At 46.4% G+C, this 22,332-nt stretch carries 24 protein-coding genes; 2 read left to right on the plus strand and 22 right to left on the minus strand.

Annotation, left to right across the window (positions count from 1 at the left end; all coding sequences use genetic code 11):
• Window positions 1-55: 55 nt before the first annotated feature.
• Window positions 56-1,330 (plus strand): HlyC/CorC family transporter, encoded by a 1,275-nt coding sequence (locus tag K5Q99_RS08065; protein ID WP_106651789.1) that lies wholly within the window; start codon window positions 56-58, stop codon window positions 1,328-1,330.
• Between the two features lie 100 nt (window positions 1,331-1,430).
• Here the strand turns inward: K5Q99_RS08065 and K5Q99_RS08070 are convergent, their stop codons facing one another.
• The 12 genes from K5Q99_RS08070 to rpoE all read right to left on the minus strand — a co-directional run bounded on the left by K5Q99_RS08070 (window position 1,431) and on the right by rpoE (window position 11,518).
• Window positions 1,431-1,952 (minus strand): Mpo1 family 2-hydroxy fatty acid dioxygenase, encoded by a 522-nt coding sequence (locus tag K5Q99_RS08070; RefSeq protein ID WP_063884539.1) that lies wholly within the window; start codon window positions 1,950-1,952, stop codon window positions 1,431-1,433.
• A gap of 208 nt (window positions 1,953-2,160) precedes the next feature.
• Window positions 2,161-2,544 (minus strand): holo-ACP synthase, encoded by a 384-nt coding sequence (gene acpS / locus K5Q99_RS08075; protein WP_220776554.1) that lies wholly within the window; start codon window positions 2,542-2,544, stop codon window positions 2,161-2,163.
• A complete protein-coding gene (gene pdxJ, locus K5Q99_RS08080; RefSeq protein WP_220776555.1) occupies window positions 2,544-3,281 on the minus strand; it encodes a pyridoxine 5'-phosphate synthase in 738 nt (245 codons plus the stop codon). The genes acpS and pdxJ overlap by 1 nt, the downstream gene beginning before the upstream one ends.
• Before the next feature lie 70 nt (window positions 3,282-3,351).
• Window positions 3,352-4,062, minus strand: coding sequence for a DNA repair protein RecO (recO, locus tag K5Q99_RS08085; protein WP_220776556.1), 711 nt, complete (start codon window positions 4,060-4,062; stop codon window positions 3,352-3,354).
• A 28-nt stretch (window positions 4,063-4,090) separates the two neighbouring features.
• Window positions 4,091-5,107 carry a GTPase Era gene (gene era / locus K5Q99_RS08090; RefSeq protein ID WP_220776557.1) on the minus strand — a complete coding sequence of 339 codons (1,017 nt, stop codon included), beginning with the start codon at window positions 5,105-5,107 and terminating at the stop codon, window positions 4,091-4,093.
• On the minus strand, window positions 5,104-5,784 hold the full coding sequence (gene rnc / locus K5Q99_RS08095) for a ribonuclease III (protein ID WP_012088603.1): 681 nt from the start codon (window positions 5,782-5,784) through the stop codon (window positions 5,104-5,106). The genes era and rnc overlap by 4 nt, the downstream gene beginning before the upstream one ends.
• A 1-nt stretch (window position 5,785) precedes the next feature.
• A complete protein-coding gene (gene lepB, locus K5Q99_RS08100; protein WP_220592335.1) occupies window positions 5,786-6,703 on the minus strand; it encodes a signal peptidase I in 918 nt (305 codons plus the stop codon).
• Between the two features lie 182 nt (window positions 6,704-6,885).
• Window positions 6,886-8,676, minus strand: coding sequence for a translation elongation factor 4 (gene lepA, locus K5Q99_RS08105; protein WP_220592334.1), 1,791 nt, complete (start codon window positions 8,674-8,676; stop codon window positions 6,886-6,888).
• A gap of 169 nt (window positions 8,677-8,845) precedes the next feature.
• The gene (locus tag K5Q99_RS08110; protein ID WP_220776558.1) at window positions 8,846-9,316 is read right to left on the minus strand and encodes a SoxR reducing system RseC family protein; all 471 of its coding nucleotides are present in this window, start codon (window positions 9,314-9,316) and stop codon (window positions 8,846-8,848) included.
• 10 nt (window positions 9,317-9,326) lie between these two features.
• Window positions 9,327-10,259 (minus strand): MucB/RseB C-terminal domain-containing protein, encoded by a 933-nt coding sequence (locus K5Q99_RS08115; RefSeq protein ID WP_220776559.1) that lies wholly within the window; start codon window positions 10,257-10,259, stop codon window positions 9,327-9,329.
• A 12-nt stretch (window positions 10,260-10,271) separates the two neighbouring features.
• On the minus strand, window positions 10,272-10,898 hold the full coding sequence (locus K5Q99_RS08120; protein ID WP_220776560.1) for a sigma-E factor negative regulatory protein: 627 nt from the start codon (window positions 10,896-10,898) through the stop codon (window positions 10,272-10,274).
• A gap of 41 nt (window positions 10,899-10,939) precedes the next feature.
• Complete coding sequence (gene rpoE, locus K5Q99_RS08125; protein WP_220776561.1) at window positions 10,940-11,518, minus strand: RNA polymerase sigma factor RpoE; 579 nt, start codon at window positions 11,516-11,518, stop codon at window positions 10,940-10,942.
• Between the two features lie 189 nt (window positions 11,519-11,707).
• Between rpoE and nadB the strand changes: the two genes are divergently transcribed.
• On the plus strand, window positions 11,708-13,321 hold the full coding sequence (nadB, locus tag K5Q99_RS08130; RefSeq protein WP_168823426.1) for an L-aspartate oxidase: 1,614 nt from the start codon (window positions 11,708-11,710) through the stop codon (window positions 13,319-13,321).
• A gap of 51 nt (window positions 13,322-13,372) precedes the next feature.
• On the opposite strand, the gene K5Q99_RS08135 is transcribed toward nadB, so the two are convergent.
• The 10 genes from K5Q99_RS08135 to rppH all read right to left on the minus strand — a co-directional run bounded on the left by K5Q99_RS08135 (window position 13,373) and on the right by rppH (window position 22,113).
• Window positions 13,373-13,813: a protein YgfX gene (locus K5Q99_RS08135; RefSeq protein ID WP_220776562.1), complete on the minus strand. Its 441-nt coding sequence runs from the start codon at window positions 13,811-13,813 to the stop codon at window positions 13,373-13,375.
• A complete protein-coding gene (locus K5Q99_RS08140; protein ID WP_028760829.1) occupies window positions 13,794-14,042 on the minus strand; it encodes an FAD assembly factor SdhE in 249 nt (82 codons plus the stop codon). The genes K5Q99_RS08135 and K5Q99_RS08140 overlap by 20 nt, the downstream gene beginning before the upstream one ends.
• 85 nt (window positions 14,043-14,127) lie before the next feature.
• Window positions 14,128-15,036: a transcriptional activator NhaR gene (gene nhaR, locus K5Q99_RS08145; protein ID WP_220776563.1), complete on the minus strand. Its 909-nt coding sequence runs from the start codon at window positions 15,034-15,036 to the stop codon at window positions 14,128-14,130.
• Between the two features lie 115 nt (window positions 15,037-15,151).
• Window positions 15,152-15,538: a hypothetical protein gene (locus tag K5Q99_RS08150; RefSeq protein ID WP_220776564.1), complete on the minus strand. Its 387-nt coding sequence runs from the start codon at window positions 15,536-15,538 to the stop codon at window positions 15,152-15,154.
• Window positions 15,539-15,540: 2 nt separating this feature from the next.
• Window positions 15,541-16,710: a Na+/H+ antiporter NhaA gene (gene nhaA / locus K5Q99_RS08155; protein WP_106649846.1), complete on the minus strand. Its 1,170-nt coding sequence runs from the start codon at window positions 16,708-16,710 to the stop codon at window positions 15,541-15,543.
• Between the two features lie 117 nt (window positions 16,711-16,827).
• Window positions 16,828-17,622 carry a thymidylate synthase gene (gene thyA / locus K5Q99_RS08160; protein ID WP_006080766.1) on the minus strand — a complete coding sequence of 265 codons (795 nt, stop codon included), beginning with the start codon at window positions 17,620-17,622 and terminating at the stop codon, window positions 16,828-16,830.
• On the minus strand, window positions 17,619-18,428 hold the full coding sequence (lgt, locus tag K5Q99_RS08165) for a prolipoprotein diacylglyceryl transferase (RefSeq protein ID WP_220776565.1): 810 nt from the start codon (window positions 18,426-18,428) through the stop codon (window positions 17,619-17,621). The genes thyA and lgt overlap by 4 nt, the downstream gene beginning before the upstream one ends.
• Before the next feature lie 42 nt (window positions 18,429-18,470).
• Entirely contained in the window at window positions 18,471-19,271 is an 801-nt protein-coding gene (locus K5Q99_RS08170) for a sulfite exporter TauE/SafE family protein (RefSeq protein WP_220776566.1), read from the minus strand.
• A gap of 59 nt (window positions 19,272-19,330) precedes the next feature.
• Window positions 19,331-21,565, minus strand: a complete 2,235-nt coding sequence (gene ptsP, locus K5Q99_RS08175) for a phosphoenolpyruvate--protein phosphotransferase (RefSeq protein WP_220776567.1) — start codon at window positions 21,563-21,565, stop codon at window positions 19,331-19,333.
• Between the two features lie 23 nt (window positions 21,566-21,588).
• Window positions 21,589-22,113: an RNA pyrophosphohydrolase gene (gene rppH, locus K5Q99_RS08180; protein ID WP_006080762.1), complete on the minus strand. Its 525-nt coding sequence runs from the start codon at window positions 22,111-22,113 to the stop codon at window positions 21,589-21,591.
• Window positions 22,114-22,332 lie beyond the last annotated feature (219 nt).

The following is a 22,332-nucleotide window of genomic DNA, read 5'->3' on the forward strand; positions in this document are numbered from 1 at the left end:
ACTTTTTTTAAATGTCGGTATTTACTTAAGTTTACTGGCCACATTGGAGCCTTTTTTGGACGCTATATCGACAAGCGCACTCCTGATCGTTTTACTAGTGCTTATCCTATTCTCTGCCTATTTCTCAGGCTCAGAAACCGCCATGATGACACTCAACCGCTACCGTCTACGCCACTTAGCCAGTAATGGCCATAAAGGGGCGATTAGAGCTTTGAAGTTGCTTGAGCGTCCTGACCGTTTGATTGGTTTGATCTTAATCGGCAATAACTTAGTCAATATTTTAGCATCGGCTATCGCCACTATTATTGGTATGCGCCTCTGGGGGGACTTAGGTGTCGCCATCGCTACCGGTGTGCTGACACTCGTTGTACTGGTATTTGCTGAAGTCACCCCCAAAACCATAGCCGCACTCAATCCAGAACGTATCGCCTTCCCCTCCAGCATACTGCTGCGCTGGTTGTTAATCCTATTAGCGCCCTTAGTGAAAGGCGTTAACCTCATCACGTCAGGTTTTTTACGTTTGATGGGAATTAAAACCGTTAATAGTAGCGATGCCTTAAGCCAAGAAGAGTTACGCACTGTCGTACATGAAGCGGGGGCACTTATCCCCCAACGTCACCAAGAAATGCTGTTATCTATCCTAGATTTAGAGAAAGTCACCGTTGAAGACATTATGGTGCCGCGCTCGGATATCTACGGGATTAACGTCAATGACGAATTTAAAGTCATCAATCGCCAGGTGATCCAAAGCCCGCACACCCGAGTGTTAGTTTATCGCGACACAGTTGACGATGCGGTGGGCTTTATTCATTTGCGCGATGCCCTGCGATTACAATCGAAAGAGCAATTCAGCAAGTCATCTCTGCTGCGCGCGGTGAAAGAACTCTACTTTGTGCCTGAAGGTACGCCACTCAATGTGCAACTGGCTAACTTTCAGCAGAACAAAGAGCGCATCGGCTTAGTGGTTGATGAATATGGCGATATTCAAGGTCTAGTGACGCTCGAAGATATTCTCGAAGAGATTGTCGGCGACTTTACCACCTCAATGTTAACCACGCCGAGTGAAGATATTAAAGTGCAGCAAGATGGCAGTTACTTAGTCGATGCCAGCATTACCATTCGTGATTTGAATAAAGAAATGAAGTGGAACTTCCCGACCGACGGCCCTAAGACCCTCAACGGTCTGATCCTAGAATACCTAGAGGAAATCCCCTCAGCGAACACCAGTTTACGTTTAGCTGGGTATCCTTTAGAGATCATCGATGTGGCTGAAAATATGATTAAAACCGTGCGCATCATTCCGCTGCATTATCACCCGCCCAGAGCTTAGCTTTCGATTTGCCCCATAAAAATTCGGCCGAACGACATATTAATATGTCGTTCGGCCGACTGCTCCCCCGAGCAATACTTTTCCCAAGTGATGTAACGAGTTAAACCTTTTTCGCCTCCAATGCGCGGCGTTTTTCAATCGCCATCGGCGTTATCTGGGCATTGAGCGCCTTTTCTAGGCCAAACATAAAATACACTTCCGCCATTAAGAAAAATGGCCCAATTAGTAACTGATTCAAATCATCCACAAAAGCAGGCTTAGCTTTTTCATATTGATGGCCGATTAGCTGAAACACCCAGCCCACCACAAATACCCCTAGGGCAAGCCAAGTGGCACCGGCGATATGCGCCGCCCATTCAGTTGTGAGCAGCACAGGAACCATAAATAATATGAGCCCCATTGAAAGCCTTAAGTGCAAACGGACATAGTAGGCCGACACTAACACGCCGACAATCACGGCTAAACTGGTCTCACCCAGACTGCCCAGCGGAATACGTACAGTGGCCAGCAACAGGAAAGCAGACCAAATAATCAGTGGGATACCAATAAAATGGGTCTGAATATTACGCTGATTTAAGTGCACACTTTTGTAGGTCGATAACTGCTCTGCGGCGGATTTCATTCTGGGTTCCTCTTCATTTGCCCCTGCTCTTGCCTGCGCCAAATTGAGAGGCGCAAGCCATAAACTAACGTAAAACAATTAAGCTGAACAGCAAAAGTAAATAAATTGTTGCATTCACTGATTTGGCACTTATTTTGATACCCACCCAGAAATGAAAAAAGGAACCCTGAGGTTCCTTCTTGATAGACGACAAACACAAAACTCGGATTTATTGAGACTCTATAATTACCGTCGCAATCGCATAGGATTTTTCATCGGCAATAGAGATATGTCCAATCGCCGCTTTAAGCTGCTGTAAGCGCGCAAGCGCCCCTTCAGTAAAGTGAATCGTCGGCGCACCATCAGCATTATTACCAATGTGAATATGCTGAAACGACACGCCGCGGCCAATGCCCGTACCGAGCGCTTTGGCTGCAGCTTCTTTGGCGGCAAAACGCTTGGCAAGATAACGGCTTGGCTGACTATGGCCAGTATAAATGGCCAACTCAGCCTCGGTCAGCACACGTTTCGCCAGCTTATCGCCTGCGCGCGCCACATGCGCCTGAATCCGCTCAATCTCAACGATATCTGTGCCTAGGCCGACAATCGCCATTATTCGCCTCGACGACCTTCAAGCATTAACTCTTTCATGTCTTTTACTGCTGTCGCTAAACCGTCAATGGCGGCACGGGCGACAATCGCATGGCCGATATTGAGTTCATATAACTCAGGAATCGCCGCAATCGGTTTCACGTTGTGATAATGCAAACCATGACCCGCGTTAACCACTAAACCTTTGCCATGGGCGTATTTGGCCATTTCGCTGATACGCGCTAGCTCAGTGGCTTCTTCTGCTTCCGTTTTCGCATCAGCATAACAGCCAGTGTGGATTTCTATAAGCGGTGCGCCTGACGCAACGGCGGCATCGATTTGAGTTTTATCGGCGTCGATAAATAAAGAGACTTGAATGCCCTCAGCCGCTAAACGAGTGACCGCTGCAGTGATTTTATCTAACTGCCCCGCCACATCTAAACCGCCTTCAGTCGTGACTTCTTGGCGCTTTTCTGGCACTAAACAAACATAGGTCGGCTTAATGTCACAGGCGATGTTAAGCATTTCCTCAGTCACTGCACATTCAAAATTCATGCGGGTTTTCAAGGTTTTTGCCAGCAGATATACATCGCGGTCTATGATGTGGCGTCTGTCTTCACGCAAATGGATAGTGATGCCATCGGCGCCAGCATGTTCAGCAATGGCGGCGGCATGCACAGGATCAGGATAACTGGTGCCACGGGCTTGGCGCAGAGTAGCAATATGGTCGATATTCACGCCCAATAAGATACGGCTCATCGGGAACTCCTTAATGTTTAACGCTGATATTGCGGCCTATTGTACTTAGGCTCACGCTAAAAAACAGGAGCTAGGGCGAATTATTCCCATCTATCTTAGTTGGTACGGCAGTGCTGACGAACAATTGTCGACTCAGTAGAGGTTTCGTACCAAGTAATGGCGTTAACAGGGAGCGCATCAGCAACTTAGCGCTCAAAAAATGTGCGTCGGTGAGTTGATTATCGTTAAGCGCCGTCAACATGGCGCCTTGATAGGCGTTACGCGCACGGGAATTGAGCACAAATTGAAAGCCTAACTCAGGCACGAGCTGGTAATAATCTTCAGCAACCAGTGGTTCACCTTGAGTATCGCGGCTAAGCGACGGCATAAAACCTAATTCCCGCAGCAAGGCAAGCTCAATATAACGCAGTTGGGATTGGCAAAACTTCGCGGCAAGGCCGACTAAAGCTTGATGATAAATGAGGAACAACTCTTCGGCGTTGTGCTGCACAGACAAAGTGCGAACCAATAACTCATTGATATACATGCCAGCAAACAAACTTTGGCCTGATAGAGGCACAGCAGGCGCTGCGGCTTCGACTTGAGTTAAGGTTTTTAATTCAGACTTACCGCTAAATTCGAAGATCAGCGGTTGAAAGGGCTGGAGAATACTCTTGATAGAGCGCTTACCGCTGCCGGTTCGGGCAACCACATCGACCCGTCCAATGCCGTCAACTAAAAGGTTAACTAAGACACTGGACTCACGATATGGACGATGATGCAGAACATAGCCACGTTTCATCGGTAAGCGCGCTCGATAGAATTAATACTTAATCGTCACCGTAACCTAAGCTACGCAGGGCGCGTTCATCATCGGCCCAACCAGATTTCACTTTCACCCACACTTCGAGGAAGACTTTATTATCAAACAAGGTTTCCATGTCTAAGCGGGCTTGAGTCGCAATAGTACGAATACGTTCGCCCTTGCTACCAATCACCATACGTTTTTGACCTTCACGCTCAACGAGGATCAGGGCATTGATTTGATAAACGCCATTTTCCATCATCTTGAACTGTTCGATTTCAACTGTCGCATCATAGGGTAATTCATCACCTAAGAAGCGCATCAGTTTTTCACGCACGATTTCTGACGCCATAAAACGTTGCGAACGGTCGGTAACATAATCTTCAGGGAAGAAGAAAGGTCCCTCAGGAATTGATGCCGCAGCCAGCTCTAAAATTCGCTGGACGTTGGTCCCCTTGCTGGCTGAAATCGGCAAGATTTCATCAAAAGGATATTTTTTGGCGACTTCTTCCAAATAGGGGAACAGTGATTCTTTGTCTTTGATATTGTCGACTTTATTGATCGCCAGAATTGTCTGACGTTCTTCACCGCCACGGCGTAATTTGCTGAGCACCATTTCATCATCAGCGGTCCAGGTCATGCCATCAACCACAAAAATCACCATAGACACATCAGCAAGTGAACTGGCCGCTGCGCGGTTCATCAAGCGGTTAATCGCCCGCTGCTCTTCTATGTGCAAACCTGGTGTATCGATGAACACGATTTGCTTAGGACCATCGGTATGAATACCCATGATACGGTGGCGCGTCGTTTGCGGCTTTTTAGAAGTAATACTCACCTTCTGACCAAGCAAACGGTTGATTAACGTCGATTTACCGACGTTAGGGCGACCAATAATCGCTACCATGCCGCAATAAGTGACATCGTAATGGGCCGACGGCGTTGGCGCGGCCGCATTCATCCTTGCCAGTAATTCATCTAAACTCGGCTCAGTTGCCGCTTTTGCAGCATCGATACCTGACAAGTCTGTTTTTTTGGTCATTTCTTTAGTAACTCCAATACTTGAGCGGCCGCGATTTGCTCGGCTTTTCGGCGTGAACTCGCCACACCAATGACGCTTTGGCTCAAGTCTTCAATACGACATTCAACGGTAAATGTCTGATCGTGGGCATCGCCTTCTATGTTGATTACTTGGTAATCAGGTAGCGGCTTTTTAAACCCTTGTAAATGTTCTTGCAGTAATGTCTTAGCGTCTTTCTGACTGATCCCAGGTTGGATTTCGGCCAAACGCTCGGCATACCATTTCAACAGTAATGCACGGCAAACTTCGAGATCGGAATCAAGGTAAACGGCGCCAATAATGGCTTCAACTGCATCGGCAAGAATCGACTCGCGTCTAAATCCGCCACTTTTTAATTCACCAGGACCGAGATACAAATAATCGCCGAGCTTAAATTCTTGGGCGATGATAGTTAAGGTATCACCGCGCACTAAGGTGGCGCGCATCCGGCTTAAATCGCCTTCGGTCGCCTTCGGAAACTGATGATATAAGGCATCAGAAATCACAATAGATAAAATTGAATCACCTAAAAACTCTAAGCGCTCATTGTGTTTATTTGCCGCACTTCTGTGGGTCAGCGCTTGAGTCAACAGCTCAATATTCTTGAACTCATAACCTAAAGTACGACACAAACGTGGCAAATTTTTAATCGGTTCCATGCTATTTAATTCCACCTACACGCTCAAAACGCACACCGCTTGGCACCCAAGTTGGGAGGAAGTCGGCTTTTGAACGGTCAAATTCAAAACTAATCCAAATCGCTACCGCTTTACCAACAAGGTTTTCTTCTGGCACAAAGCCCCAGAAACGACTGTCGGTGCTGTTATCGCGGTTATCACCCATGGCAAAGTAATGGCCTTCAGGTACTAAAAACTCACCCGCGGGTAAATTACCTTCGCGCTTAAAATATCCCAGCATGTCGGGACGACTTGGGTTGATCAAAATATCGTGGGCGACCTCGCCCAGTTGCTCAGTGTAACGAAGTAATGGCACGCCATCTTGGCTATAATCACCACGGCTGATTTCAGTACGGGCGATAACTTGTGGTTCTGGGCAAGCTGTTTGCTCAACGCCACAAGCCTTCTGGATCATCAACTGCTTATTACGGTAAATAATTCTATCACCCGGTAAACCGACAACACGTTTGATGTAGTCAATTTGCGGATTTTCAGGGTATTTAAACACGATCACATCACCGCGTTTTGGCTCGCCAGTTTCAACCAGTTTAGTGCGCCATACGGGATCTTTAAGCCCATAACTGAATTTTTCTACCAGAATGAAGTCGCCCACTAAGAGGGTAGGCATCATAGAACCCGATGGGATTTGAAATGGTTCATAAATGAATGAACGCAGGATCAACACAAAGGCAATCACAGGGAAAATAGAATGCGCGGTTTCGACTATGGTCGACTCACGGATGATTTGGTACTCAGCTTCTTCGGTTAACGTCGCTTGCGAGGCCTTGGCTAACGCTAAATTCTCACGACGCTTAGGGGCGAATGCGAGTACATCGACTAACCAAATAAGTCCCGAGATCAGGGTGATTAGCACTAGAATAATGGAAAAATACGCTGCCATTGCTTATTGAACTCCTGCTTTAAAATCATTTAAAGGTGCCTAACTCAGCGAATATCATACTTTAGTTAACTTACCGTATTCGACCTTGGTAAACCAAAGTGATAAACCAATACGATAACCTAACTAAAGCGCCGCAAACAGCGGCGCAATAGTCAACTAAATTGTCATTTCTATGCTAACGATTACTCGTTTAGCTTAAGTACCGCTAAGAATGCCTCCTGTGGCACCTCAACGTTACCCACTTGCTTCATCCGTTTCTTACCCTCTTTTTGTTTATTTAAGAGTTTTTTCTTACGAGAAACATCGCCGCCATAACATTTAGCCGTTACGTCTTTACGCAGGGCTTTCACGGTTGAACGGGCAATAATTTGACTGCCCACAGCCGCTTGAATCGCGATATCAAACATCTGACGCGGGATAAGCTCTTTCATCTTATCGACTAAAGCTAAACCACGGTGACGAATGTTGGATCTATGGATAACCATAGCCAAAGCATCGACTCTGTCGCCATTGATGAGAATATCTAAACGCACCATGTCAGCGGGATCGAAACGAATAAAGTTATATTCGAGTGACGCATAGCCACGGCTAGTGGATTTCAAACGGTCGAAGAAGTCCATGACCACCTCCGCCATTGGCAGATGATAAGTCACAGCCACTTGGTTACCGTGGTAAACCATGTTCACTTGCGTGCCACGTTTTTCAATACACAAGGTAATCACGTTACCTAAGTATTCTTTTGGCACTAAAATGTTGGCCTCAACAATCGGCTCACGCATTTCTTCGATGTTGTTAATCGCTGGCAAATCAGACGGGTTATCAACGTAAATCGTTTCACCGTTGGTCATCACCACTTCGTACACTACGGTTGGCGCAGTAGTGATCAACTCTAGGTTGTATTCACGCTCTAAACGCTCTTGGACGATTTCCATGTGCAGCAGGCCTAAATAGCCAATGCGGAAACCAAAACCGAGTGCCGATGAACTTTCAGGTTCAAAGAATAATGACGCATCGTTCAGGCTGAGTTTGTTCAGCGCATCACGGAAGTTTTCATATTCATCGGTAGAAATAGGGAATACGCCAGCGTATACCTGTGGCTTTACTTTCTTAAAGCCAGGTAACGGTTTTTCAGCACCGTTTTTGGCTAGAGTTAATGTATCGCCCACAGGCGCGCCGTGAATTTCCTTCAGACCCGCAATCACAAAGCCAACTTCACCGGTTTTAAGTTCGGTTTTATCAGTTTGTTTTGGGGTGAAAATACCGACGCGATCCGCAGTATGGTTTTGTCCTGTAGACATCACCTTAAACTTGTCACCTTTTTTCAGGCTACCGTGTTTAATGCGCACTAACGACACTACGCCTAGGTAGTTATCAAACCAAGAATCGATGATCAAGGCTTGCAATGGTGCGTTAGGATCGCCTTCTGGCGGTGGAATTTTGGCAACAATGACTTCTAAAACCTCGTCGACACCGACACCGGTTTTAGCCGAACAACGCACAGCATCCATGGCATCGATACCGACGATATCTTCAATCTCGGCAGCAACACGTTCTGGATCGGCTTGTGGTAAGTCAATCTTGTTTAAAATGGGGACCACATCTAGATTCATATCCAGCGCGGTATAACAGTTTGCCAATGTCTGAGCTTCAACGCCCTGACCCGCATCAACCACCAGCAAAGCGCCTTCACAGGCTGCTAATGAGCGCGAGACCTCATAGGAGAAGTCAACGTGACCTGGGGTATCAATAAAGTTGAGTTGATAGACTAGGCCATCTTTGGCTTTGTAATCCAAAGTGACACTTTGTGCCTTAATCGTAATACCACGCTCACGTTCTAGATCCATCGAATCTAAAACTTGAGCATCCATTTCACGGTCGGTTAAACCGCCACAAACCTGAATAAGACGATCTGATAGCGTCGATTTACCATGGTCGATATGGGCAATAATTGAGAAGTTTCTAATTTGTTTCATTATGCTGCAATGACTAATACTGAAAATGGATACGGTTCAAAGGAGCGAAATTGTACCTGATTGCGGTTTCAATACCAATCACATTCACTCCGACTTAAGACAGACAGATAAAACAACGCCCAAAACCGCAGTTAGCTGTTTTTTAATTAAAAATAAGGCACTGAAATTATTAAGTTAATTCTTGCAAATTGATGCTCATACCCAAATAGGCCAAAATCACAGGTTGAGCATCGACTTCTAAGCGTTTGGCCTGTTGCTTACCAAAAGACCATGCAAGCAAGGCACCAACGGCCGCAAAGCCCATGGCACCTAGGTTAGGATTAAACTCAAGTAACTGGCCTAAAAATTGTCCTAATGCTGCGCCAACAAACAAACCAAACAGCGGCATTAAATAGATTAATGCCGCCGCTTTGAGGATCACGCTCTCGGGAAGTCCTAATTTTAGTAACTCACCTGCCTCGCAGCGGCGGTCACTCTGGATCGAAAATTGCTGAGTTTTCGAGGAGAAAGCCTGAGCCACAGCAGAGGTCCCGCAAGACTCACTGTTACTGCAGCTCTTGCAGGTACTCTTAAGTTCGACTTCAACCGTCAACCAGCCTTGGCTATCACTGGCGACGACTCTGGCAATTTCTTCCATCATAATCGGCGTCCTACTCTAGCGTCAGACTTTTAGCAATGCGAGTTAGGGTTTGTGTCGGCACTTTACCCACTGCAACCACTTCGGCATTACCGACTTTTTCTGAAACTAGCGACAAGCCGTTACGAGTAATTAATTCTTCGGGCAATGGACTCGCCCCAGCTCGCGCAACATAAACTGAAATATTTGCCAGTCCATCGGTCAGTGCTATGTATTCCACCGCTTCGTGACTGCCAATTAATCTATGGTGGTCGCGCACTACCACAGTAAAGCCCGCGGGTAACCAAGCAAATTGCCAATTTTGGCCGTCTTGGCGCTCGGCCTGATCGATAACTGCTGGCCATTCTTGCTTATAGGCTTCTTGCAAAATGGCTGGCGGCTCGCTGAATTCGATAAGTTCAATCACCATGATCTGCTCAAGTAATTGCTTATCTTGAGTCAGCATGTCGTATCGCAGCGGCAGATAAGTTTCCATATCGAGCCAAATTTGAAAGCCATAACGGAATTCATCATTGGGCAACAGGCGGATCATTTGCCCCGGGCGCCCAGCAATACGGGTGCGACCACCAAGCACAAACTGATAACCCACTTCTAAATCCGCCATATTGGCAGAAAAAGCGGCAGGCCAAACACCTTGAATATGATTAGAAACAATACTGTATGCAGGCTCGTCGTGCTCAATAAAGGTAACACGATTGCCAACACGCACAGCATTTTTGGGTGGACCGTTAAGGTATTCTAGAAAGGCAACTTCTTGATTATTCACCTTGCCGTGCAGGTAAACCAAAGGCCGAATATGATCGGCCTGCAGTTGAATAATCGATGCTTTAAACTCTTTCTCTCGTAAAGCCTGACTCATTTTCTCGAGCCAAGCTTTGGCAGGCATGTCTTCCTGCGCGGTTGCAGGAAAGACCAAGGCTAATAAAGCCAACAGGATTAGACGCAAGCTAACTCCTCGTTATTGATTGACCGGAACGGGTATGACCTCGGTATTGTCCTCTACAACCGCACCGGTATTCAATCGTTGTTGCAACATATGATCTTGGATATAAGTATTAATTCGGCGACGCTGCTCGTTCACCTGATCATTAGTATAGCCTTGGCTCTGTTGAACTGGCCCCGTTTGTAAGCTCACTGGTGATGCGCTACCAATCAACGGTCTGGTTATCAAAACGGGCGATGGTGACGCGGCATCATCGGCGCTCTGATTGTAATTCTGCACCCCCACAATCGCAAACATGGCAACCGTCGCAGCAATGGCATATTGACCAAATTGCTTAAATAAAGGTACAACGCGGCTTTGCTGCGCATTGGCGGCAATTTGCGGCGTAACAGGTGCAGCAACGTTAGACGCATGATGCTTAGGCGCAACTATCGCTGGCTCAAGCTCAATGGCGGCGGCAATGCTAGCAGAGAGATCTAACACAATATTCTGCGGCAACTCGCCACGCATGGCATCGCCTATCATATGATAGTTATGCCATTTATCATGTGAATGTGTATCAGCAGATAACTCTGCCATGGTCTGCGCATCAGTCTCTCCATCGACTGCGGCAGATACCCATTCTTGACCTAATTTATCCATTTTTCACCTGTCTAAATATAAGGGTTTCTTAAAATAAGAATTTAGGCTTCCAGCAACGGCTGGAGCTTTTTATCGATTGCCTCTCGAGCTCGGAAGATACGCGATCTTACGGTCCCTACGGGGCAATCCATGACTATGGCGATATCTTCGTAACTCATACCATCGAGTTCACGCAATGAGATGGCCATTCGTAATTCTTCAGGCAGTGTCTCTAAGGTATCGAAAATCACTTTTTTGATTTCTTCCGATAACAATAGCCGTTCTGGGGAGGCGAACTCCTTAAGCGCATCACTACCTTCATAATATTCGGCATCTTCAGCATCAACATCATTCGCGGGCGCTCTACGCCCCTGTGATACGAGATAATTCTTCGCAGTGTTTACTGCGATGCGGTACAACCAAGTATAAAATGCACTTTCACCGCGAAAGTTTGGCAAAGCTCTATAAGCTTTGATAAACGCTTCCTGTGCGACATCGGCAACGTCCGCTTGGTTCCGTACATAACGGGATATCAAGCTAATGACTTTACTTTGATATTTAAGCACTAACAGGTTAAAAGCGTTTTTATCACCTTGTTGTACGCGCTCAACTAATTGTTGATCACTTAATTGTCCACTCATCCGAGCCGACTTCTCCTAAATCTAAAATGCTGATTTCTCAGTCGCTCGAATCATATTCACTTAAGTAGACTCGCGTACTTTGAAAAAGTTCTGAAATTATATAAAAAAAGTAAGGTTAAAAGGAAAGTACCCATAATCCGTGAGTTGGTTTACCATAGATGGCACTCTCAAGTCACATCATGATACCCGATGAAACAAGTAGTTGAACACCAATCTGACATATTAGTCATAGGTAGCGGTGCCGCAGGTCTGACACTAGCTTTGCATCTTGCTGAAAAAGCAAAAGTAATTCTGCTTTCAAAAGGCCCACTCTCGGAAGGGTCGACTTACTACGCCCAAGGCGGTATCGCCTCCGTCTTCGACGAAAGTGACACTATCGAATCCCATGTTGCAGACACATTAATTGCAGGTGCGGGTTTATGCGACAAAGACGTCGTCACCTTTACCGCTGAAAATGCTAAGAGTGCAATGCAATGGCTGATCGAATGTGGCGTCGCCTTCGATAAAGAAGAAACCACAGACGGCAATGCAAAAGATGCACCTTACCATTTAACCCGTGAAGGCGGCCATAGCCACAGACGTATTTTGCACGCTGCCGATGCCACAGGCAAAGAAGTGCAAACCACGCTACAAGAGCGTGCACTCGCCCACCCCAATATTCAAGTTTTAGAACGCTATAACGCCATCGACCTTATCACCACCCGTAAATTAAATCGCCCAGGAAATCGAGTGTTAGGCGCTTATGTGTGGAATCGCAACGAAGAACACGTCGAAACCGTTAAGGCCAAGTTTGTTGCGTTAGCGACCGGCGGTAGTTCTAAAGTTTATCAATATACCTCTAACCCCGATGTCGCTAGCGGCGATGGTATTGCCATGGCATGGCGTGCAGGTTGCCGAGTGGCGAATATGGAGTTCAACCAATTCCATCCGACGTGTTTGTACCACGCAGATGCGCGCAACTTCTTACTCACCGAAGCCCTGCGTGGTGAAGGAGCTTATCTGCGTCGTCCTGATGGCAGCCGCTTTATGCCGGACTTTGATGAACGCGCTGAACTCGCTCCCCGTGACATCGTTGCCCGCGCCATCGACTATGAGATGAAACGTCTCGGTGCCGATTGTGTGTATCTGGATATCAGCCATAAAGATGCTGACTTTGTGATGAAGCATTTTCCGACCATCTATAGCCGTTGCTTAGAGCTGGGGATTGATATCACTAAAGATGCGATTCCTGTGGTACCTGCTGCTCACTATACCTGCGGTGGTGTAATGACAGATATGCACGGTCAGACGGATCTCAATGGTCTCTATGCTATTGGTGAAGTCGCCTATACGGGCTTACATGGCGCCAATCGTCTGGCGAGTAACTCGTTACTCGAATGTTTAGTGTTTGCCCGTGCGGCGTCACAGGACATAGAAAGCCAACTGCATAAAATTCAAATCCCGGGACAAATTCCAGCATGGGATGAAAGTAAAGTGTCGAACTCGGATGAGGAAGTGGTCATCGCCCATAACTGGCACGAACTGCGGTTATTCATGTGGGACTACGTTGGGATTGTGCGCTCAGATAAACGTCTGGAGCGAGCACTGCGCCGCTGCCTGATGTTACAGCAAGAAATTCAGGAATATTACAGTAACTTCAGGGTTAGCAATAACTTGCTAGAATTACGTAACTTAGTGCAAGTGGCCGAATTAATTATTCGCTGTGCCATGGAGCGTAAAGAAAGCCGTGGTTTGCATTTTAATATCGATCACCCTGAGAAATTAGACGCGCCGCGCCCAACAATTTTACTACCAGAAAAGTAACCGCTTATGTGTTTATAGGTTTAGGTTCTTATTTGGCTTGCTGAAAACAGACTAAACCTCGTTATGAGGTTTAGTCTGTTTTATTTTAGCCCGCAGTAACAGCCGACATAAATGCCGATAGTCAGTATCGTCTAACATATCCGCCCAAACCATCAAGAGCCGCAGCTGAGTACCCACTTCGATATACATCAAACATACAAAGGGTGTCACCCAAGTGCGCTTTAATACCTTAAAGTGCTCCCCCGTTGCTAAACGTCCCTCACCTTTATCACTCAGCACAAAATCTAAACGCCACTGCTGCAGTCGCCACAACTGCGACAGCAAGAAGATACAAACCAGCGCGATAAACAGATATTTAAGCAGGGATAAGGCGAAATTATCACTTTGAGGCCAGAACAAAAATGAGCTAGAACAGACACAAATAAAAACGACCAACGAGAGTCGTTGGTCGAAAGAGGTTTTTACGCTGAAACTATGGTGCCGGTCTTCCACGGACTTTTACTATCATACGAGCCAGTTCAGTATCAGGGCACACTTCATGGCCCATAAACCAAGCAAACAATTCTGGATCTTCACATTCCAACAAACGGATAAACACGGTTTTATCTTCATCGGACATTTCTTGATAGAAGTTTTCAACAAAAGGTTGAAGCAAGACGTCTAATTCCAGCATCCCACGGCGGCATGCCCAGCGAACCCTTGCTATGTTCATTAATTCCAAGGTATTTCTCCCAACACAGATTTGGCATTAGTCTATCAGTTCACTGACTAAAGTGTCGATTAACCCTTCACATTGGCTCACAAAATTAGCATTGTTTTACTTGCATATCGCGTCCCGCAAAGAGATCGCTGAAATCTGTGTCCAACAAACGCTTTACCGCAGGGTGTTGGATCATACGCTCAGCAAACATCACATGGTATTCCTCTTTCACATCGGTAGTTTCACCGAGCAAATTCATCCCATGGGAAATCACTTCTTGGCGATAAATCGACGGCGTGACAAAAATCCCCCGTTTAAGGTAACCAAAGGCCTTCATCATGGCCGCATCGTCGAACTCGCCCAAGATACTGACTTTAAGATTTTGCTCGTCAAACCAGCGATATAACTGCTGTCCAAGTGAGGTTCTGCGGCCGGGAATTAATAGCTGGCCTTGCTCTAAACAAGCAGGAAAATCAGCGCTATAAGTATCAGCGGAGAAAAAACTCACACCACACTCGCCCAACTTTTTAGATAAGATTTCAGGATACTTAAGTGATTCACCAGCGCAATCGGAGAGGATCATATCCAATTTATGCTCGCGCAAACGTGCCATTAAGCTTTCGTGAGTAGCCTCATAGCAGGCTAAGTGCATAGAATTGTCATTAGGCACTACAGATAATAAAACTCGGCTGACTAAAGCTTTAGATAAGGCATCGGCAATACCCACCTCGAATAACATGGCATCCGCTTTTTGATAATTAAGTAAATCGAGCATTTCATAGCTAAGGCTAAACATCTTATCGGCGTAGCGAAACACCAATTCACCTAACTCTGTCGCCTCCAATGTCCGCCCGACTCGCTTGAACAGACTGCCGTTTAACCTATCTTCTAAGGCACGAATTTGCCCTGTTATCGTTTGCGGCGTTAAACATAGGGCTTCGGCCGCCTTCGCGACTGAGCCCTTTTTCTTAATCATCCAAAAATAATACAAGTGGTTATAATTCAAGTGCAGCATGCTAACCCGCTGTTAATGCTCCCTCAAACGCCAAAGCGCTGAGGGGGTTACTGTGTTATTTTAAACTCGATAGTTTAAAATCAGATGATTAAAAACCTGATGATTCCCAGTCAAGTTACTTTAAACGCTGGCAGTCGAGCAAGTTAGTAACTATGCCTTGTAACTGCTCCAAATCGGCAGCATTCCCCAGACTTACCGCTTCAGTGACTCCTGAAACTAAAACGTTACGTTCAGGAATACGTTCGGCGCAATAGGTTCGATTCGCTTCTTGGAAACGTTTACCACCGCGATACTTAAGTGCCCTCGATTCATAACCATTAGTTTCTAATCTCGCCCCTAAGGAATTAGATTTAAACATCAAAGCGCCATCCACTATCCCTTCAAGATAGCTTTGGCAAGTTTGCGAGTTTGCATCCTGATTACAGGCCGAAATTTGCGATGCCGTCGCGGTTGTCGATAGACATAAGAGTGTTGCCATTCCCATTAATTTCAACTTTATCATAGTTATACTCCTTTATTAGGTAACACTTTTGATAACCAGAAATACCCGACTAACGCTGCCATAATCGAACCGATTAAGGTCCCTAGGCGTGCTAAGTCACCGTACATAGGGTCTGCATGTTCAAAGGCTAACGACGCAATAAACATAGACATAGTAAAACCAATACCGCACATGGCCGCGACGGGGGCAATTTGCTTCCAACTTACGCCATCGGGTAACTGAGCCAGTTTGAGTTTCACCGCAATATAGCTAAACACCATCACACCAATGGGCTTGCCTAACATCAGGCCCAGTGCAATACCAACGGGGACAGGAGAAATTAACGTCTCCAAATTCATATTACCGACATAAACCCCCGCATTGGCAAAAGCGAACACTGGTAGAATGAAGAAGGTGCTCCAAGGGTGCAAACTGTGCTCTAAGCCTTCCGAAGGTGAGCTGCCATCCTTTGCCCGTAATGGAATACAGAAAGCGATGATGACGCCAGCCAGAGTCGCATGCACTCCAGACTTCAGTACGGCGACCCAAAGGATCAATCCTAAAATGCCATAGGGTAAAAGTGAGGTGACCCCTTTACGGTTTAACCCAACCAAGCCCGCAATCGCTAAACTGGCAATCACTAAACTGATGGTTGATAGGTCGGTGCTGTAGAACAGCGCGATAATCACAATGACACCTAAGTCATCGATAATCGCTAAAGCAAGTAAGAAGACTTTCAGCGAAACGGGAACGCGGCTCCCAAGCAGCGCCATAATACCTAAAGCAAACGCAATATCCGTCGCGGCAGGAATCGCCCAGCCCGCTTGTGTGACCGGATCGCCATAGTTAAACAGTAAGTACACCCCAGCAGGGACTAACATGCCGCCAATGGCTGCAAAGGTAGGCAGAGAGGCTTGAGCAACACTCGATAAGGCACCTTCGAGTAACTCACGTTTAACCTCTAAACCAATAAGCAAAAAGAATACAGCCATCAGGCCATCGTTGATCCACAGAATCAGCGGCTTATGAATATCGAGCTCGCCAATTTTAACTTGTACGTCAGTGCCTAAAAAGCCTTGGTAAAGTCCAGATAAAGGGGAATTGGCCATCAGCATAGCTAAGGCAACAGCAACCAATAATAGGATACCGCCAGCCGATTCTTGGCTCAGAAAATTTCTAATTGCTTTTTCCATCGTGCACTCCTAAAAATCATAATGAATTGAGTGTAGACGAATTGTAACAACAAATATAATCGTAAGTTTCGACCTAACACCTCGGCTATTCCGAGGTATTAGTCGAAAAAATGCACGTTATACGGCGACAGGTGCTTTGATATGGGGATGTGGAGCGTAGTTTGTTAGCTCGAAATCGTCGAATTGATAATCAAAAATTGATTCAGGTTTACGTAAAATCGTCATGGTTGGCAACGGCATTGGCTCACGGCTTAACTGCAGTGCCGTCTGTTCCATATGGTTTGAATATAAATGGGTATCACCACCGGTCCACACAAAATCACCTAAGGCCAAGTCACATTGCTGGGCCACCATCATAGTTAACAAAGCATAACTGGCGATGTTAAATGGCAAGCCAAGGAACACATCACAGCTGCGCTGATACAGCTGACAAGATAATTTGCCATCAGCCACGTAGAACTGGAAAAACGCATGACACGGCGCCAAGGCCATTTTATCCAACTCGCCCACGTTCCAGGCAGAAACGATAAGGCGGCGAGAATCTGGCTGAGATTTTATCTGAGCAATTACTTGTGAAATCTGATCGATAGCATCACCGCTCTGGGTTGGCCAGCTGCGCCACTGGGCACCATAAACCGGCCCTAAATCGCCATTATCATCGGCCCATTCATCCCAAATACTGACCTTGTTTTCGCGTAAATAGGCAACGTTAGTTTCACCCTTCAGGAACCACAGCAATTCGTGGATGATCGAGCGCATGTGGCATTTCTTGGTGCTTACCAAAGGAAAACCTTTGCTCAAATCGAAGCGCATTTGATAGCCAAATACTGAGCGAGTCCCCGTACCTGTGCGATCCGATTTATCCACACCTTCGGCTAAGATGTGCTTCATTAAGTCTAAATACTGTTTCATTGCTGCTTACCTTGCTTACGAAAAATCAAGTACAAACCGATTAACACCATAGGGATAGACAGTATCTGCCCCATGGTCATCAATCCCCAGTAGAGTCCCAACTGTGCATCGGGTTGTCTTACCGTTTCTACCATAATACGGAAAATACCGTAACCGACTAAGAACATACCAGAGACGGCGCCAACTTTATCGGTACGTTTACTAAACCAGTAAAGTAAAAGAAATAATGCCACACCTTCAAGTGCAAATTGGTACAACTGAGAAGGATGGCGCGGTTCGGGGCCTCCAGTTGGAAACACCATGCCCCATGGCACGTCTGTGGTTCGGCCCCAGAGTTCACCATTAATAAAGTTACCAATACGCCCTGCGCCTAAACCAATAGGCACAACAGGTGCCACCATATCGGCTACCGCAAAGAAGGTGCGCTTTTGTTTCCAGGCGATATAAATCATCGCCGCTATCACGCCCATCAAACCGCCGTGGAAGGACATGCCGCCTTCGGAGATTTTAAATAAATATAATGGGCTAGCGAGGAAATAATCGAAATGATAAAAAAGCACATAACCGATACGCCCGCCCAATATCACCCCAAGAAAACCATAAAAGAGTAAATCTGACACTTGCTCCCGCGACCACACTCCCTTGGAGCGGTCAGCTTGTCGATTGAGCAACCACATAGCCGCAACAAATCCGACTAAATAGGTAAAACCATACCAACGCAGTGCAGGTTCAAAGGTTTGTCCAAACAGATTAAAGGGTCCAAATGATACGATCACGGGATCGATATTGGGGAAACTCAACGCCATAACACATCCATTAGCAGCCTCAAATAGAGGTAAACATAAAAACTAGATCAGAATTAACTTAAGGCCAACACACAGCAATAACAGTGCAAATATCTTTTTGAGTACCGATGTTGGCCAAGTGCTTGCCGCTTTCACGCCAACGGGCGCCATCAGGACAGAAGTGATCACTAAACCAAACAAGGCTGGTAAAAAGATAAAACCTAAGGTGCCATAAGGTAACTCGGGCGCATTAAGGCCTGCGATGATATAGCCGAAACTGCCCGACAGGGAGATCAACAAACCCGTCGCCGCCGAAAACCCAACCGCGTAACGCATCTGCAGACCAAAGAAGGTTAAAAACGGCACTAACAATACTCCGCCACCAATTCCCATTAATCCTGCAATTACAGCGACGATTACAGCAACCACAAACAGAATAATTGAACTAGGTAATTCTCGGTTCGATTCAGTTTTAAGGGGATACGCCATCTGAATCGCCATTAAAATCACAAAAGCCGCAAAGCCTTGTTTAAGGGTTGCTGCAGGGATCTGTTCGGCAATGAAACCTGACATCAACGCACCGAGCACAATCCCAGGGAACATAGTACGAAACAATCCCCAGGGCACGTTCCCCCGCTTGTGATGCGCTCGCATCGATGAGATAGAAGTGAGAATAATGGCCGCCAGCGAAGTGGCAATCGCAATATGGGGTAATTGCGCAGAAGTAATCCCAACGGAAGGCAGAATATAAAGCAGCGCAGGCACTACAATCAAGCCGCCACCGATACCTAATAATCCCGCCATAAAGCCGACAAATGCACCTAAAGCTAAGCAAATAAAGAACACCGACAACAAACTATCCACACGAGTACCTACAGCGTGATAAATTGAGGGCCTTAGCTTAAAGCAAAAGACAAGATTAGTTAATTAAGAATTGTCGAGAGACCTTGCTGGTTTAAATATTCTTTAACCAGCTCCCGCACTTGAAAGCCGTTTGATAGGCTCAAGGCTTGAGCGAGCAATTGATCTAAATCGGCCCTTGCAACACGGCGCAATAGATAATTAATTCGCGCTAAACTGCCCTGATTCATACTCAATTGATCGTATCCCATGGCCACCAACAAAATGGCGCCCATAGGCTCGCCCGCGAGCTCTCCACAAATACTGATATCAAGCTTATGATATCGACAATCTAAGTGAGCCTGATGCAAAGCCCGCAATATCCCAGGGTGATAACTGTCAAATAACGAGCTCACCCGTGGATTGTTACGGTCAACCGCAAGCAAATACTGGGTTAAGTCATTACTGCCAACGGAAACAAAATCTACCCGTTTTGCCACATCATCCAATTGATACAACATCGCCGGCACTTCGAGCATAATGCCGATGCGTGGCATCACTATGTTGCTATTTACATCGTTTTTAAGTTCGACATAGGCTTGCTGCAGATATTCTAAGGATTGATCAATTTCATCTAAATTACTGACCATAGGCAGTAAAATACTTAATTGCTTACCGTCTCCACCAGCCTGCAACATAGCCCGTAACTGCACCAAAAATAATTCTGGATGATCCAGCGACAAACGGATCCCACGCCAGCCAAGGAAAGGATTGTCTTCTTTAATTGGGAAATACGGTAAAGGTTTATCACCGCCAACATCCAAAGTGCGCATCACCACAGGTCGACCGGACGCCGCCGATAAGACCTGTTGATACACTTTCACTTGCTCAGACTCACTCGGGAAACGTTGTTGCAGCATAAAAGGGATTTCGGTGCGATATAGCCCAATTCCGTCAGCGCCTTCGGCAATTTCTGAGGCCACGCCACTGAGTAAGCCTGCATTCAAATACAAGCGAATACGTGAACCATCGAGGGTCACAGAAGGCAGTGCTAATTCTTGGGCATACTGGCGTTGCAAGGCTTTTTGCGCCGAAATCAGGCTACGATACTCGCCGACAATAGCAGGGGATGGCGATACCAATAGCTGGCCACGACTTGCGTTTACGACTAAAAGTTTTTGGTCAATATTGGCGGATAACAGTTGTTCTACACCGGTAATGGCCGGCACACCTAAGGCGCGGGCTAAAATAGCGGCATGGGAGTTTACCCCGCCAAGCTCAGTGACAATCCCCGCGAGTTTCTGTCTTGGAAACTCAGCCAACATAGTCGCATCGGCTTCGCGGGTAATTAAAATAACAGGTTTATCGGGTTCAAGCTCTAAACGCTCTGGCTCAATCAGCTGGCGTAATACTTTTTGGCCTAAGTCGCGGATATCACTCGCCCGCTCTTTAAGATAAGGATCTTCCATCGCCAAAAATTGCTGAATGTAACGCAAGGACACTCGGCTTACCGCCGATTCAGCAGCCCAACCTAATTGCACCTCACGGGCGTATTCCCCCCCTAAACTGGCGTCATCAAGTAATAGCTGTAATGCATTGAAAATAGAGACGACTTCGTCATCTTGCTCGCGGTCAAACCGCTGAGACAAAGCGCCAATCGCTTCTTTACAGCGCACCATAGCCGTTGTTAAACGGCTCGATTCATAGTCAATATCGTCAGAGCGCACGTCGGGCTGCTCAAGGGGAATTTCTCCACCAAGCACAAAAGCATAGGCAATGGCGATACCATTCGACGCCGACGTACCTTGAAATAGAATTTGTTGGTGGTGGGAACTGACTTGAGCTTTTTGTTTTAAACCGCGCACCGCCATCGCTAACTGGGCGGCGAGCGTCATCAGGAAGGCCTCTTCGCCTTCACTGAATTGACGGGCACTCGCCTGCTGTACCACTATCACCCCGACCACGGCTTTCTGGTAGATAATAGGTACAGCTAAAAAGGCACGGTATTCTTCTTCGGCAACTTCAGGGAAAAGTTTAAATCTGGGGTGAAGCCGCGCATCCGCTAGGTTAACGGCCTCTTCTCGCTGGGCAGCAAGTCCCACTAAACCTTCGGTCAGTGGCATACGTACCCGACCAACGGCGCTTTTTTCAAGACCGTCGGTTGCAGATAACACCAGTTCTTGCTCTTCTAGGATATAGATGGAGCAACATTGGGTTTCCATCGCCGCTTTAGTCGATGAGACTAAGACTTCTAGTGCGGTTTCCAAACTGTGGGCTGATGCCACAGCCTGAGTAATATCCCTAAGCGTATTTAACACTGTTTTCAATCCTCTTTTGAAAATCAGCCCGTTGTTTTTTGCCTTCCCCGTTTCCTAGGTATTTCTAGGGTCTGGAATGACAATGCCGTTACCGCAAACTCTTTCATCACCTTACGATAAACATCACGCTTAAATGACACGACTTGCCGCACAGGATACCAATAACTTACCCAGCGCCAATCGTCAAATTCAGGATGCCCAGAGGAACTTAAATTAATCGCACTATCTTGGCTTTTCAGTTGTAACAGAAACCACTTTTGTTTTTGCCCAATACACACAGGTTTACTGTCTTGCCTGACTAAACGCTTTGGCAAACGATAGCGTAACCAAGAACGGGTCGAGGTTAGGATATGCACGTGTTCGGGTCTTAGGCCCACTTCTTCATACAACTCACGGTACATTGCCTCTTCTGCTGTCTCGCCATCATCGACACCACCTTGAGGAAATTGCCATGAGTGTTGACCGAAGCGTCTGGCCCACATGACTTGGCCATATCTGTTACAAATTATAATGCCCACATTTGCGCGAAAGCCGTCGCTATCAATCACATGGACTCCAAATCACATTAAATTTTAATAAACTGATTGTTTCATAAAGCTAGTCTCTCAGCAAACCTCTATTTCACCCTAGGCATTGGATAAAATCACACTTAAAAGACATTTATCAACAAAGCTAGGGGATGAAATACGGGGATATCCACATTTTCTGTGGATATCTCTGTTTGAAACTCAGGTGAACTTGTTATAACGCTCAAAAAACATCTGTTT

Source organism: Shewanella hafniensis (assembly GCF_019655335.1).
GTDB classification, from domain to species: Bacteria; Pseudomonadota; Gammaproteobacteria; order Enterobacterales; family Shewanellaceae; genus Shewanella; species Shewanella hafniensis.